At 75.4% G+C, this 14030-nt stretch carries 11 protein-coding genes; 4 read left to right on the top strand and 7 right to left on the bottom strand.

The window, feature by feature from the left end; all coding sequences use genetic code 11:
* Positions 1-4 precede the first annotated feature (4 nt).
* Both sucB and lpdA read right to left on the bottom strand, forming a co-directional pair.
* Positions 5-1810, bottom strand: a complete 1806-nt coding sequence (sucB, locus tag GCE86_RS17305) for a 2-oxoglutarate dehydrogenase, E2 component, dihydrolipoamide succinyltransferase (protein ID WP_154227928.1) — start codon at positions 1808-1810, stop codon at positions 5-7.
* A gap of 67 nt (positions 1811-1877) precedes the next feature.
* Entirely contained in the window at positions 1878-3269 is a 1392-nt protein-coding gene (gene lpdA, locus GCE86_RS17300; protein ID WP_154227927.1) for a dihydrolipoyl dehydrogenase, read from the bottom strand.
* A gap of 177 nt (positions 3270-3446) precedes the next feature.
* Here lpdA and GCE86_RS17295 point away from each other — a divergent pair, with 177 nt between their 5' ends.
* Complete coding sequence (locus GCE86_RS17295; protein ID WP_154227926.1) at positions 3447-3776, top strand: hypothetical protein; 330 nt, start codon at positions 3447-3449, stop codon at positions 3774-3776.
* Between the two features lie 65 nt (positions 3777-3841).
* On the opposite strand, the gene GCE86_RS17290 is transcribed toward GCE86_RS17295, so the two are convergent.
* Positions 3842-5410, bottom strand: a complete 1569-nt coding sequence (locus tag GCE86_RS17290; RefSeq protein ID WP_154227925.1) for a leucyl aminopeptidase — start codon at positions 5408-5410, stop codon at positions 3842-3844.
* A gap of 200 nt (positions 5411-5610) precedes the next feature.
* On the opposite strand from GCE86_RS17290, the gene gcvT reads away from it, so the two are divergent.
* Positions 5611-6741, top strand: a complete 1131-nt coding sequence (gene gcvT / locus GCE86_RS17285; protein ID WP_154227924.1) for a glycine cleavage system aminomethyltransferase GcvT — start codon at positions 5611-5613, stop codon at positions 6739-6741.
* 15 nt (positions 6742-6756) lie between these two features.
* Here gcvT and GCE86_RS17280 read toward each other — a convergent pair whose 3' ends face one another.
* The 4 genes from GCE86_RS17280 to GCE86_RS32605 all read right to left on the bottom strand — a co-directional run bounded on the left by GCE86_RS17280 (position 6757) and on the right by GCE86_RS32605 (position 12840).
* Positions 6757-8049: a DUF2314 domain-containing protein gene (locus GCE86_RS17280; RefSeq protein ID WP_154227923.1), complete on the bottom strand. Its 1293-nt coding sequence runs from the start codon at positions 8047-8049 to the stop codon at positions 6757-6759.
* A gap of 65 nt (positions 8050-8114) precedes the next feature.
* Positions 8115-8888: an adenosylcobinamide-GDP ribazoletransferase gene (locus tag GCE86_RS17275; protein WP_154227922.1), complete on the bottom strand. Its 774-nt coding sequence runs from the start codon at positions 8886-8888 to the stop codon at positions 8115-8117.
* A complete protein-coding gene (locus tag GCE86_RS17270; RefSeq protein WP_154227921.1) occupies positions 8878-10854 on the bottom strand; it encodes a bifunctional adenosylcobinamide kinase/adenosylcobinamide-phosphate guanylyltransferase in 1977 nt (658 codons plus the stop codon). The genes GCE86_RS17275 and GCE86_RS17270 overlap by 11 nt, the downstream gene beginning before the upstream one ends.
* A gap of 48 nt (positions 10855-10902) precedes the next feature.
* Positions 10903-12840, bottom strand: coding sequence for a serine/threonine-protein kinase (locus GCE86_RS32605; protein ID WP_420846480.1), 1938 nt, complete (start codon positions 12838-12840; stop codon positions 10903-10905).
* A 124-nt stretch (positions 12841-12964) separates the two neighbouring features.
* Between GCE86_RS32605 and GCE86_RS17260 the strand changes: the two genes are divergently transcribed.
* Positions 12965-13165 carry a hypothetical protein gene (locus tag GCE86_RS17260; RefSeq protein WP_091268332.1) on the top strand — a complete coding sequence of 67 codons (201 nt, stop codon included), beginning with the start codon at positions 12965-12967 and terminating at the stop codon, positions 13163-13165.
* Positions 13162-13959 carry a site-2 protease family protein gene (locus tag GCE86_RS17255; protein WP_154227920.1) on the top strand — a complete coding sequence of 266 codons (798 nt, stop codon included), beginning with the start codon at positions 13162-13164 and terminating at the stop codon, positions 13957-13959. Before GCE86_RS17260 ends, GCE86_RS17255 begins: the two co-directional genes overlap by 4 nt.
* Positions 13960-14030 lie beyond the last annotated feature (71 nt).

The following is a 14030-nucleotide window of genomic DNA, read 5'->3' as shown; positions in this document are numbered from 1 at the left end:
ACGGTCAGAGCCCCAGCTCGGCCTCGAAGTTGCCGGCCTCCAGCCGCTCCTTGACCGCGACGAGGAAGCGGGCCGCGTCCGCGCCGTCGATCAGCCGGTGGTCGTACGACATGGCCAGGTAGACCATCGACCGGACCGCGACGACCTCGCCCAGCTCCGGGTCGTTGACCACGACCGGGCGCTTCACCACGGCACCCGTGCCGAGCATCGCCGACTGCGGCGACGGCACGATGGGGGTGTCGAAGAGCGCGCCCCGGCTGCCGGTGTTGGTCAGCGTGAAGGTCGCGCCGGCGAGCTCGTCCGGGCTGATCTTGTTGGTCCGGGTGCGCTCGGCCAGGTCGGCGACCCGCTTGGCGATGCCGCCCAGGTTGAGGTCACCAGCGTTGTGGATGACCGGCACCAGCAGGCCCCGCTCGGTGTCCACGGCGATGCCGAGGTGCTCCGCGTCCGGGTAGGTGATCGTCCCGCCCTCGAGGTCCAGCTGGGCGTTGACGATCGGGTAGGACTGGAGCGCCTCGACGGCGGCCAGGGCGAAGAACGGCAGGAAGGACAGCTTCACGCCGTGCCGCTGCAGGAAGGAGTCCTTGGCCTGGGCCCGCAGCTTGGCGATCCGGGTGACGTCCACCTCGATCACCGTGGTCAGCTGCGCCATCTCGTGCAGCGACTCGTGCATCCGGTTGGCGATGGCCTTGCGGATCCGGGGCAGCTTCTCGACGGTGCCCCGCTTGCTGCTCGGCTGCGGCTTCGCGGCCGGCTTGGCGGGGGCCGCCGCGGCGGCCGGAGCGGGCTGCGCGGCCGGCGCGGCCTGGGCGGCCTTCGCCTTCTCGGCCGCCTCCAGCACGTCCTGCTTGCGGATGCGCCCGCCGACGCCGGTGCCGTTGACCGAGGAGAGGTCCACCCCGTGCTCGGCGGCCAGCTTGCGGACCAGCGGGGTCACGTAGCCGGCGCCCTCCTCGCCACCGGCCTGGGCCGGGACGGTCGGCCGCTGCGGCGTGGTGGTCGGCGCGGCCGGCTGGGCGGCCTGCTCGACCTTGGCCGGCTGCGCGGCCTGCTCCGCCTCGGCGGCCGGCTCGTTGTAGGACATGCCCGGGGTCGGCTCCTCGACCTTCGGCTCCGGCTTGGGCTCAGGCTTCGGCTCGGGCTTGGCCTCCGCCTTGGGCTCGGGCTTCGGCTCCGGCTTCGCCTGGGCCGGCGCGGCGCCGGCCGCGCCCACGATCGCCAGGACGCCACCGACCTCGGCGGTCTCGTCCTCGGGAACCTTGATCTCCAGCAGCGTGCCGGCGACCGGCGACGGGATCTCGGTGTCGACCTTGTCGGTGGACACCTCCAGCAGCGGCTCGTCCACCTCGACGGTCTCGCCGACCTGCTTGAGCCAGCGGGTCACCGTGCCCTCGGTGACGCTCTCGCCCAGGGCCGGCATCTTGACCTCGGTGCCCTGGCCCGACGGCGCGGCGGCCGGGGCGGGCTCCTCGACGGCCGGCTGCTCCGCCTCGGCCTGCGGCTCGGCGGCGGCCTGCTCGGCCTGCTCCGCCGGGGCCTCCTGCTGCGGGGCGGCCCCGCCGGCCTCCTCGCCCTCGCCGGCGATGACCGCCAGCTCGCTGCCGACCTCGGCGGTCTCGTCCTCGCCGACCACGATCCGGCTCAGCACGCCCGCCGCGGGCGACGGGATCTCGGTGTCCACCTTGTCGGTGGACACCTCAAGCAGCGGCTCGTCGACCTCGACGGTGTCGCCCTCCTGCTTGAGCCAGCGCGTGACGGTGCCCTCGGTGACGCTCTCGCCGAGCCGGGGCATGGTGACCGATACCGGCATGTTCTCCAGACTCCTTCATTCCCCTGGTGGGATCATCGCCCGTCGCCGGACGCCGCGGTTGTCGTGATCAGGCGTGCGCGTGCAGCGGCTTGCCGGCCAGGGCCAGGTGCGCCTCGCCCAGGGCCTCGGTCTGCGTCGGGTGGGCGTGCACGAGCTGCGCCACCTCGGCCGGGTAGGCCTCCCAGTTGTAGATGAGCTGGGCCTCGCCGATCAGCTCGCCCACCCGGGCGCCGACCATGTGGACGCCGACCACCGGGCCGTCCTCGACCCGGACCAGCTTCACGTGGCCGGCGGTCTTGAGGATCTGGCTCTTGCCGTTGCCGCCCAGGTTGTAGTTGTAGGTCTTGATCTTGTCAGCGCCGTACTGCTCCTTGGCCTTCGCCTCGGTGAGGCCGACCGACGCCAGCTCCGGGTCGCAGTAGGTGACCCGCGGGATGCCGGCCTCGTCGATCACGGCCGGGTTCTTCCCGGCGATCTCCTCGGCGACGAAGATGCCCTGCTGGAAGCCGCGGTGGGCGAGCTGGAGGCCGGGCACGATGTCGCCGACCGCGTAGACGTTCGGCACGCTGGTGCGCAGCCGCTCGTCGGTCAGCACGTAGCCGCGGTCCATCTTGACGCCCTGCTCCTCGTAGCCGAGGTTGGCGGTCGTCGGGCCACGGCCGACGGCGACCAGCAGCAGCTCCGCCTCGACGGTGTCGCCACCCTGGATGGTCAGCTTCACGCCGTTCTCGGTCTTCTCGACCTTCTCGAACGGCTTGCCGACCTTGAAGTTGATCTTCCGCTTGCGGAACGCCCGCTCCAGCGCCTTCGAGGACTCCTCGTCCTCGGCCGCGACCAGGCGGGGCAGCGCCTCGACGATGGTCACGTCCACGCCGAAGGACTTCCAGACGCTGGCGAACTCGACGCCGATCACGCCGCCGCCCAGCACGATGGCCGAGGAGGGGACCCGGTCCAGGGTCAGCGCGTGGTCGCTCGTGATGATCCGCTCGCCGTCGATCTCCAGGCCGGGCAGGCTCTTCGCGTACGAGCCGGAGGCCAGGATGATGTTCCGGCCGGTGTAGCGCTTGCCGTCGACCTCGACGACGTTCTTCCCGACGAGCTTGCCGGCGCCCGCCACGAAGGTGATCTTCTTGGCGCTGCCCACCAGGCCCTGGAGGCCCTTGTAGAGGCGGGAGATCACGCCGTCCTTGTACGAGTTGACCGCCGCCATGTCGATGCCGACCAGCTCGGCCTTGACGCCGAACTGCTCCGACTCGCGGGTCTGGTCGGCGATCTCGGCGGCGTGCAGCAGCGCCTTCGTGGGGATGCAGCCGTTGTGCAGGCAGGTGCCCCCGAGCTTGCCCTTCTCGATCAGGGCGACGGACAGGTCCAGCTGGGCGGCACGCAGCGCCGCCGCGTAGCCGCCGCTACCACCTCCGAGGATGACGATGTCGAAGGTTGCGTCGTTCGGCTCGCTCACGTCCAACTCCCAGGTCGCGTCGCTGCATCGGGGGTTACGGCGGAGTAACAGGCACACCCCACCTCGGTCATCTTGTCACCACCGGGGACGGGGCGCGTAGTGAGGTGCCCAACGACACGTCGCCGACACGTACGCTTGGCACCGTCTTCGATGACGGACGGGGGAGGAGTGGGTTCGGTGGGGCTGTTCCGACGACGCAAGCAGGCGGGCGCGGTGAGTCGCGACCGGGTCGCCGACCGCGCCGATCTGGACCATCTTGAGAGTTTCGTCCGCACCCGGCGGGGAGTCGAGGCGTACCTGGAACCCCGGACCACGGTCACCGAGACCACGATCATGCTGATCGCCGACGACGGCGAGTGGACCCGGCGGCGGGTCGGCGGGCCGGACGAGGCCCGCCGGTTCGCCCACCGGCTGGCCATCCCGATCTACGACGTCCGGCTCATGGGCTACCCGCAGCGCATGCGCGACTACAACGAGCGCCGCAAGCGCCGCCCCGAGCTGTTCTGACCCGGACACGCCGACGGGGCGCCCCCCCGGCGAGGGGAGCGCCCCGTTGCGGCGCGGTGGACGCGTCAGCCGTTGGCGGCGACGTCGTCGACCAGGTGCACCAGGGTGCGTACCGGGACGCCGGTGCCGCCCTTGGTCCAGTAACCGGTGGCCTCGCCCGAGTGGTAGCCCGGGCCCGCGATGTCGATGTGCGCCCAGGCCACGTCGTCGGTGACGAACTCGCGCAGGAAGACACCGCCCTGGAGCATGTGGCCGGCCCGGTCCATGCCGGCGTTGACCTGCGAGATGTCGGCGACCTCGGAGTCCATGCCCTTGCGTACGTCGTCCGGCAGCGGCATCGGCCAGGCCGGCTCGCCGGTCGCGTCACCCGCGGCCCGGACCCGCTCGCACAGCTCCGGGGTGCCCATCACGCCGGCGATCCGCTTGCCCAGCGCGATCACCTGGCCGCCGGTCAGCGTCGAGGTCTCGAACAGGTAGTCGGCGCCGTCCTCGCAGGCCCGGGCGATGGCGTCGGCCAGGATCATCCGGCCCTCGGCGTCGGTGTTGAGCACCTCGACCCGCTTGCCGCTGTACATGGTGATCACGTCGCCCGGCCGGTAGCTGGTGCCCGACGGCATGTTCTCCGCCATCGGGAGGTAGCCGGTGACGGCGACCGACGGCTTGAGCGCCGCCACGGCCAGCATGGCCGCGCCGACCGCCGCCGCGCCCGCCATGTCGGACTTCATCTCCCACATGCCCTGCGCCGGCTTGATCGAGATGCCGCCGGTGTCGAAGGTGATGCCCTTGCCGACCAGCGCCACCCGCTTGCCGTTGCCGCCACCCTCCGGGGTGTAGGTCAGCTTCACCAGCCGCGGCGGGGCCTCCGAGCCCTGGCCGACGGCGAGGATGCCGCCGTAGCCCCCGGCGGCGAGCGCCGCCTCGTCGAGCACCTCCACGCCGAGCCCGGCCTCCCGGGCGGCGGTGGCCACGGCCTCGGCGAACGACGGCGGGCGCAGCTCGTTCGGGGCGGTGTTGACCCAGTCCCGGCTGGTCAGCACCGCGCCGGCCACCGCCTGGGCGCGGGTGACCTCGGCCTGGGCGGTCGCGTCGGCCGCGTCCGGCACCGCGACCAGCACCTCGGCCACCGGCTCGCGCCGGGCCGGCTGCGGCGTGGTCTTGTAGCCGGCGAACCGGTAGCCGCCGAGCAGCGCGCCCTCGCTGACCGCGCGCAGCGCGGCCGGGGCGTCGGCGTCGTCCGGCAGCGGCAGGGCGAGCGCGACGCGGGGCGCGCCGGCCAGCGCACGGACCGCCGCGCCGGCGGCCCGGCGCAGGGTCTCCGGGGCGGGGGCGGCGCCCGACGGCTCGGGGCCGAGCCCGACGGCGACGACCACCGGAGCGGTGACGGTGCCCAGCGTGGCCAGCTTGATCACCTCACCGGGGCCGCCGGTGGCGCCGAGCAGGGCCAGGGTCTCGGTCAGCTTGCCGTCGAACGCGGCGGCGATGCTCTCCGCGCCGCTGGCCAGCAGCAGGGCGCCGGCGGGTGAGCCGGCCTCCTGCTCGGTGGTCTGGCTGTGCACGCCGATCACGATCGCGTCGACGGCGAGTTCGGCGGGGTCGGTGTCGACCAGGCTGAGGGTGGTGCGGGGCGATGTCACGAAAGCTACTCCGGGCGGGCCGGGCCGGCCGCGGCGTCGCGTACCGGCGATGAAGGTCTCCGGCGGCGAACCTACCCGCCGGACGCGTGGCTGTCCCGCCGATGACTGGAGGCGGGCTGTTCCCGCCTGCACCCGAGGGATGCGGGCGGGGGGTCCCGCCGATGCTAACCAGCCGGTCACCGGCCGGTAAGTTCGCACCCATGACCGAGGTGACCTCCGACGCCGCCGCGACCCGGCTGCGCCGTTCCCCCCTGCACGAGCGGCACACCGCGCTCGGCGCCAAGTTCGCCCCCTTCGGGGGCTGGGAGATGCCGCTCGAGTACGCCGGCGGCGGCGTGCTCAAGGAGCACACCGCCGTGCGTACCGGGGTCGGCGTCTTCGACGTCTCGCACCTCGGCAAGGCCCGGATCACCGGGCCGGGCGCCGCGGACTTCGTCAACTCCTGCCTGTCCAACGACCTCGGCCGGATCGCCCCCGGCAAGGCCCAGTACACGCTCTGCTGCGACGACGCCACCGGCGGCGTGGTGGACGACATCATCGCCTACCTCTACGCCGAGGACCACGTCTTCCTCGTGCCGAACGCGGCGAACACCGCCGAGGTGGTCCGCCGGTTGCGCGCCGCCGCCCCCGAGGGCGTGGTCGTCACCGACGAGCACGAGGCGTACGCGGTGCTCGCCGTCCAGGGGCCGCGCTCGGCGGAGCTGCTGCGCACGCTCGGCCTGCCCACCGAGCACGACTACATGAGCTTCTCGGCCGCCACGCTGAACGGCGTCGAGCTGACCGTCTGCCGCACCGGCTACACCGGCGAACTCGGCTACGAGCTGGTCGTTCCGGCCGACGACGCGCTCGCCGTGTGGGACGCCCTGTTCGCCGCCGGCGAGGCGGAGGAGCTGCGGGCCTGCGGCCTGGCCGCGCGCGACACGCTGCGCACCGAGATGGGGTACCCGCTGCACGGGCAGGACCTCTCCCTCGACATCACCCCGGTGCAGGCCCGCTCGGGCTGGGCGGTCGGCTGGGACAAGCCGGCCTTCTGGGGCCGCGACGTGCTGCGGGCCGAGAAGGCCGCCGGCCCCGCCCGCACGCTGCGGGGCCTGGAGGCGGTCGACCGGGCCATCCCGCGCCCCGGCATGGCCGTCTACGCCGGCGACAAGCAGGTCGGCACGATCACCAGCGGCACGTTCAGCCCGACGAAGAAGCAGGGCATCGCCCTGGCCCTGGTCGACACCGACCCTAAGCTCGCCGACGGCGAGGTGCTGGAGGTCGACATCCGCGGCCGCCGCGCCCAGATGCGCCTGACCCGCCCACCCTTCGTGCAGCCCTCCGTCCGCTGACCCGCCTCGCGGCGGTCAGGAGTCCGTGGGGGGTTCGCCGGCGTCCAGGACGGCCTGGGTCCAGCCGCCCTCGATGACGCCGGTGTGGTCCAGCACGGCCCAGTCGACGACGTCGGCGGCCTCCACCACGACCGGGGCGCCGATCCGGACCGTGGGGTCGCCGGCGGCGTCGCTGGCGCTCGCGCCCACGATGCGCTCCGGGGTGTCCCACGAGGTCACCCCGGCCCAGACGTACTCGGGGCCGTCGTCGCCGGGCAACCCGTACTTGACCACGAGCTGGCTCTCGGCGGGCAGCAGGCCGGCCAGGAAGCGGGCCCGGATGTCGTCCAGCGCGGCCCGGGCCGTGGCGATGGCCCGGCTCATCGCGTCGCCGGAGCGCGCGTACCGGACGTCGGGCTGGATGCCGTTGAACAGGGTCGCGCAGGCGGCGGCGAAGTAGCGGCCGGGCGGGCCCGGGTGCCCGGGCGGCGGGTTGAGGGTGAGGAACGAGTCGGCGTCCGGATCGGTGGCCGGGTCCAGCTCCAGCCGCAGCAGCACCGGCGCCGTCGCGCCGTGCTGCTCCGGATTGCCGTACGCCACCGCGATGTCGTGCCCGGTCACCGTGGCCAGCACGGGGAGCTGCACGAACGCCGGCACCTCCTCGCCGGCCAGCCCCTCGGTCCAGTCCCGCAGCAGGCGCCGGGCGGCCCCGGTCATCACCGCGCCCCACGCCCGGGTGAGGTGGTCCGGCACGCCCTGCGCCTGGAGCTCCAGCAGCCCGAAGCGGCGCAGCCCCTTCGTGGTGAACCAGAGCCCGTCGGCGTCCGACGAGTAGGGCACCAGCACCCAGTCGACCAGCCGGATCCGGCCCTGGGCGTCGGGGAGGGAGCGCAGCGCGGTGGCCGGGTCGAGGAACTGGAGCCCGAAGACGTCCACCACGTCCCCGTCGACCGTTTCGGCGACCGCCGCGGCCACCGCCCGGGCCGCCCACTCGTGCGCCGGGGGCCAGCCCGCCCGGTATTCGGCCTGCACCACGACCAGGTGCGTGGCGGCGGCCAGCCGGGCCAGCTGCGGCTCGGTCGCCCCGAACGCGGTGAGCAGGTCCGGCGGCAGCTCGGGGAACTCGCTGACCGGGCGGGTGTCCACGGTCATCAGCGGGCTGTCCAGCATCTGCCGGGCCAGCCCGTGCACCGGCTCGGCGAGCCGGCCGGCCAGCCGCTCCACGGCCGTCTTCGGGCTCACCTTCGGCATGCCGACGATCGGCACCAGGTAGGTCGCGTCCAGCGACTCGGGCACCGGTACGGGCAGGAAGTCGTCCGTGATGAGCATGCCGTCCCCCTCGACCGCGCCGGTGCGCCTCGCCTGAGAACGCTACCCGCCCGGACGGGTGACCCTCAGGCGGACAGCACCAGTCCCAGGTAGGACAGCGTGGTGACGATCTCCACGAGGGCGCCGAGCACGTCGCCGGTGATCCCGCCCAGCCGGCGTACCAGGTGCCGGAGCAGCCCGGCCGCGACGGCGAGCGCGGCCAGCACGGCGAGCGGCCCCTGCCACGGGCGGCCCGGCACCGCCGGCACGGCCAGCAGCGCCACGGCGGCCGTGCCGGCCACCAGCGCGACCGGCCCGACCGTGCCGGCCACCAGCGCGCCCAGCCCCTCCGGCCGGGCCGCCGGCACCCCGCGCCGGCAGGCCAGCGCGACACCCAGCCGGCCGGCCGCCGTCGCGGCGACCACCGCGGCGAGGGCCGCCGGCCGGGACCGCCCGGCCAGCTCCGCGAGCACCGCGGCCTGAAGCAGGAGTACGACCACCAACGCGACCACGCCGAACGGTCCGACGTCCGGCTTCTTCATGATCTCCAGCGCCGCCGGCCCGCGCCGGTAGGAGCCGAGGGCGTCCACCGTGTCGGCGAGCCCGTCGAGGTGCAGGCCGCGGGTGAGCAGCGCGCCCAGCGCCACGGTCACCCCGGCGGCGACCAGCGGGGGCGCGACCGCCGCGGCGAGCAGCAGCACCGCCCCGAGGAACGCGCCGAGCAGCGCACCGACCGCCGGGGCGAGCGCCATGGCGGCGCCGGCCGCGGCCCGGTCCACCCGGCCTGGGCGCACCGGCGCCGTGGTGAAGGTGGTGAGCGCCAGCCGGATCCCGTCGCCGAGCCGGAACTCAGTCGGCACGGCGGCCGGGGGCGACCGGCTCGTCCGGCTCGACGGTGGTGGGCCCCGGCCCGGCCGGCTCCGGCTCGCTGAAGTCCGGTTCGGGCTCGGTGCCGGTGGGCTCCGCTCCGGCCGGTTCGGGCTCGGTGCTGGTGGGGCCGGGGCCGGCCGGCTCGGGCTCGGTGAAGTCCTCGTCGTCCCCGCCGCCCAGCGACGGGTGCACGGGCAGGCCGGCGGCGAGCGCCAGCGCCGAGCGCAGCAACGGCAGGGCGGCCAGCGCCGTCGCTCCCTCGCCGAGGTCGAGGCGCAGGTCCAGCAGCGGGGTCAGCCCCAGCACGTCGGCGGCGAGCCGCACCCCGGGCCGGCCGCCGTGGTCGGGCAGCAGGCACCAGTGCCGGGCCTGCCCGGCCAGGTCGCGGCTGACCATGCCGGCGGCCACCCCGACCGGCCCGTCGAGCAGCACCGGCACGCGCCGGGCCGTCGCGCCGAGCAGCACGCCGGTGGCCACCGCCACGTCGCCGCCGCCCAGCTCGGCGAGCACGTCCTTGGCCTCCCGCGCGGCGCGCCGGGTGCGGTGCAGCGCGTCGCGGACGGCCGCGCAGCGGACCATCCAGGCGGCGTCGTCGAACTCGCCGTGCTCGGTCACCACCCGGCCGAGCACCGCCGGGGGCTCCGCGCCGGCCGTGGCCGCCAGCACCGCCGCGGCGGCCGTCTCGGTGCCGGCCCCGCACGCCGCCAGCACCAGCAGGTGTACGCCCGCGTCGGCCGCCTGCTCGGCGAGCCGCCAGCCGTAGCTCAGGGCCGACTCGACCTGCTCACCGCTGAGCGCCGGCCCGTCCTCGATGGGTGCGGAGGCGGGCGCCTCGACCACCTGGAGGCTCGCGCCGTTCTCGGCGGCGAGCCGGGCCAGGGGGCCCCTGCCGGCGCGCGCCTGGCGGGCGCGGCGGGCCGACTCGCCGGGCGTGGCGCCGGCCGACGCACCGCCCTCGTGGTCGCCGTGCAGCAGCAGCACCCGGACCGAGTTCCACGGCGCCGGGGTCGCGGTGCCCTGGGTGGCGCCCGCGAAGCCGACCACCCGCTCCAGCACGCCGAGGCCGGCGCCGGGGATGTCCAGGGTGGCGAGCCGGTCGACCGCCTGCGGCCCGGTGTAGTCGTCGGGCATCGGCAGTTCCATGCCGGGCTGGATGACCAGGCCGGTGGCGACCATGGGCAGCGCCATGGTGGGCGCGGCCCAGTCGGCGGCGGGGGCCGCGGTGGCCGGTGCCGGGGCGGGCGGCGCGGTCGGGGTGAGCACCTCGGGCAGCGCCTCGTCGGGCATGGCCGGGACGCGCCGGGCTTCGGCGCTCGCGGCCACCTCCGGCGCCACCGCCGGCCCGGGGCCGGCCGGTGCAACGCCGCCCTGCGCCGGTGTGGCCTGCGCCGGGACGGCCGCGGGTGCGGCGGCCGGCTTCAGCCAGGCGGTCTGCCCGGCCACCACCAGCGCCACGGCGTCGCAGGCCTCGGCGACCGCCCGGTTGGTCGCGCCCAGCGCGTCGGTGAACGCCCGGCCCAGCGGCGTGGTGGGCACCAGGGACAGGCCCACCTCCGGGCTGACCAGCACCAGCCGGGCGGCGCTGGCCCGGACCGCCGCGGCCAGCTCGGCGATGGTGGCCGTGTCGTCGGCGGGCTGGTGTGCCGGGTCGAGCAGCACGGTCACCCAGCCGCCCAGGTCGTCGACGAGCAGCGTCTCGTTCGGCCCGGCCGTCGCGATCACCTCGGCCAGCCGGCCGGGGTCCGCAGCGGTCTCCTCGGTGGTCCAGCTCCCGGGGCGGCGGGCCCGGTGCGCCGCGAGGCGGGTCGCCCACTCGGTGTCGTCCGGGTCCCCCGCGGGGGCGGTGGCCACGTACCGGACCGTGGGCGCGTCGGCGACCACCGACTCGGCGAACTCCGACTTGCCGGACCGGATACCACCGAGCACCAGGAGCGTGTTCCACCCGTCTACGGACATGCCCGTACCTTAAAGCCGCCCGGCGGGTCGCCGCCCGCCGCCCCGGCGTCAGTCGCAGTGCTCGAACGCGCTCGCGTAGCCGGCCCCGCCCGCCGACCCGCCCCACTTCACGCAGACCCCCGCGGCGGTGGCCCGCACCGGGCCGGCGTAGTACTGGTAGCCGCCGCTCTCGGTGTGCCGCGCCTTGCCCTGCACCTCCAGGTACGCGCTCACCGTGGTGGCGCGCCCGACGTCGGTGTCCTTGAGGGTGACCACGCAGTTGGCGCTGCTCGCGGTGCTGTACAGCAGGTAGACCCGGCCCTGGCGGACCCCGCCGGCGGTCAGCGTCGCCGAGTCGATCACCTGGTAGCCGCTGCCGCACACCTGCGCCGCCGTGTACGGCTGCTTCGGCGTGGCCTTGCTCGCGGTCGGCGCGGGCGCGCCGGTGGTCGGCGCGGGCTCCCCGGCGGACGGGGTGCCGGCGTCCGGGGCGGGACGGCTCGGCGTGGCCGACGGCGACCGGCTCGGCCGCCCGCTGCGGCTCGGTGTCGGCTGCGGGCCGGAACCGGCGCCCACACTGGCGCCGGCCGACGCCGCCGGCTGCGCGGGGTCGGCGACCGCGGACTCCCCGGCCAGCGCGGCCGGGGTGCGCCCCGGATCCGTGTCGTCGGGGGAGCGCACCACCGCCACGACCACGGCGGTCAGCAGGGCGACCAGCACCACACCGGCCGCCCCGGCCAGCGCCAGCGCCCGGCCGCGGCCCCGGCGCTCCGCTGGCTCCTCCAGCGTGGGCGGCACGCCCGAACCGGCGTGCCGGTCCCGCAGCGACCCCTGGCCCGGCCCGCCGCCGGGCTGTGCGACGCCGACCGACCAGGCCGGCCCGGGTGCGGGGACGGGCCCGTGCGCGGGGACGGGCCCGTGCACGGGGACGGGCCCGGGCGTCGCGGGAGCCGGCCCGAAGGCACCAGCAGCGCCGGGGCCGGCCGTGGGCAGCGGCGCGGCCGGGAACGCCGCGGGCGGGACGGTCGCCGGGGGCTGACCCACGCGCGGCTGGCCGGTGGACGGCGTACCAGCGGGCGTATCGGCGACCGGTGCGGGCGCCGGCAGGACGGCCGGGCCGGGCACGGCGGGGCCCGCGACCGCCCACGGCGGGCGGGGTGGGGCGGGGAGCCGGGCCAGGGTGGCGTCGCGGGCGTCCTGGGCGGCCTCGGCCAGGGCGAGCGCGGTCGGGAACCGGTCGGCCGGCCGCTTCGCCAGCGCCCGGCCGACCACCTCGACCACGGCCGGCGGGGTGCCCACGAGCGGCGGCGGCTCGTCCTGGACGTGCCGCATGGCCACCTGCAGCGGGTTGTCACCCTCGAAGGGCGGCCGCCCGGCCAGGCAGTAGTAGGCGACGGCGCCGAGCGCGTAGACGTCGGTGACCGGTGACACCGGCTGGCCGGCGGCCTGCTCCGGCGACATGTACGAGGCGGTGCCGAGCACCATGTGCGCGGCCGTGATGCCCGCCATGGTGCTGGCCCGGGCGATGCCGAAGTCGACCAGCACCACGGTGCCGTCCCGCTTGACCAGCAGGTTCCCGGGCTTGACGTCGCGGTGGACGATCCCGGCGAGGTGGGCGGCGTGCAGGGCGTGCGCGGCCTGGCCCACCACCGACATGGTGGACGCCGGGTCGAGCCGGCCGGCGCGCCGGATCCAGGTGACCAGGGGCTCCCCGTCGACGTACTCCATGACGAGGTAGCTGACCTGGCTGCCGTCGGCGACGGTGGCGGAGCCGAAGTCGTGGACCTGCACGATGCCGGGGTGCCGCAGCGCGGCCAGCATCCGGGCCTCGGCGTGGAAGCGGGTGGTGAACTCGGGATCGGCGACCAGCGAGGGCAGCAGCACCTTCACCGCGACCTCGCGGCCCAGCAGGGTGTCGGTGCACTTCCAGACGGCCCCCATGCCGCCCGTCGCGATGCGTTCGCCCAGCCGATAGCGATCGCTGAGCACCACTCCTTGAGTCAGCACCGAGCCACCGTACCGGTCGGGGCGTCGGGCATGATCCATGTGGCGGCCGGGCCGTCCCGCGTCCGGCCGACTAGGCTTGCGGGGGTTTCCGTCCCAGGGCGACGGCGGCGAGGGGAGACGCGGCATGGCGTGGAGCTGGCGGTACGAGGGCACGAACGGCGCTTCGGTCGACGGGCCGGGTGAGTCGTTCCCCAGCCAGGCGGACGCCGAGTCGTGGATCGGCCAGGCCTGGCGGGAGCTCGCGGCGTCCGGCGTCACCTCCGTCGCGCTGCTCGAGGACGACCGGGTGGAATACCGCATGAGCCTGCTACCCCCGGCCGAATGACCAGCTACGACCGTCCGCGCGACCCGCTGGTGCTCGGGGTTCCCCGGGCGGCGTTCCGGCCCAGCGCGATCTTCCTGGCCCTGGTCGCGATCTTCGTGGCCAGCGGGGTGATGGCCTGGAACCGGTTCGGCAACGTCCGGTTCGACGTCTTCCTCTTCGTGGTCTCCGGCTGGCTGATCTCGCTCTGCCTGCACGAGTACGCGCACGCGGTGGTCGCCTACCGGGCCGGGGACCGGGACATCGCGCACCGGGGCTACCTGACGTTGAACCCGCTGAAGTACACGAACCCGCTGCTGTCCATCGTGCTGCCGGTCGTCGTGGTGCTGCTCGGCGGCATCGGCCTGCCCGGCGGCGCGGTCTGGGTCGACCGGCACGCCATCCCGGGCCGGCTGCGGCACACCCTGGTGAGCCTGGCCGGGCCCGCCACGAACGTGCTCTTCACGCTGCTGCTGGTGCTGGCCGTGCGGATCGGCCTGAACGTCGGCGGCCCGGTGGAATTCTGGGCGGGCGTGGGGCTGCTGGCGTTCCTCCAGCTCACCGCCAGCGTGCTCAACCTGCTGCCGGTGCCCGGCCTGGACGGCGGCAACATGATCCAGCCGTGGCTGAGCCCCCAGTACCGGCGGATGTACGACCTGTTCGCCCCGTACGGCTTCATCCTGCTGTTCGCGCTGCTGTGGAGCCCGCGGATCGGCAACGTGTTCTTCGGGGCCGTCTTCGACGTGGCGGACTTCCTCGGGCTGCCGCCCCAGCTCTACGTCCTCGGGCTCGAACTGATCCGGTTCTGGCGGGGCTGACGCACCGCCGGCGGGAGCCGCCGCGCAGCGGCGGGGCGCCCGGGGCCGCGCGTACCCCCGAGGGGTCCCGG

It is taken from the genome of Micromonospora terminaliae, from assembly GCF_009671205.1.
Taxonomy (GTDB): domain Bacteria; phylum Actinomycetota; class Actinomycetes; order Mycobacteriales; family Micromonosporaceae; genus Micromonospora; species Micromonospora terminaliae.
This window is presented reverse-complemented; position numbering and strand designations above follow the sequence as displayed.

What these genes read in the sequence shown, in the direction of transcription:
- sucB (WP_154227928.1), bottom strand. Translation starts at nt 1,810, where the DNA reads ATGCCGGTATCGGTCACCATGCCCCGGCTCGGCGAGAGCGTCACCGAG.
- gcvT (WP_154227924.1), top strand. Translation starts at nt 5,611, where the DNA reads ATGACCGAGGTGACCTCCGACGCCGCCGCGACCCGGCTGCGCCGTTCC.
- GCE86_RS17280 (WP_154227923.1), bottom strand. Translation starts at nt 8,049, where the DNA reads ATGCTCATCACGGACGACTTCCTGCCCGTACCGGTGCCCGAGTCGCTG.
- GCE86_RS17270 (WP_154227921.1), bottom strand. Translation starts at nt 10,854, where the DNA reads ATGTCCGTAGACGGGTGGAACACGCTCCTGGTGCTCGGTGGTATCCGG.
- GCE86_RS17260 (WP_091268332.1), top strand. Translation starts at nt 12,965, where the DNA reads ATGGCGTGGAGCTGGCGGTACGAGGGCACGAACGGCGCTTCGGTCGAC.
- GCE86_RS17255 (WP_154227920.1), top strand. Translation starts at nt 13,162, where the DNA reads ATGACCAGCTACGACCGTCCGCGCGACCCGCTGGTGCTCGGGGTTCCC.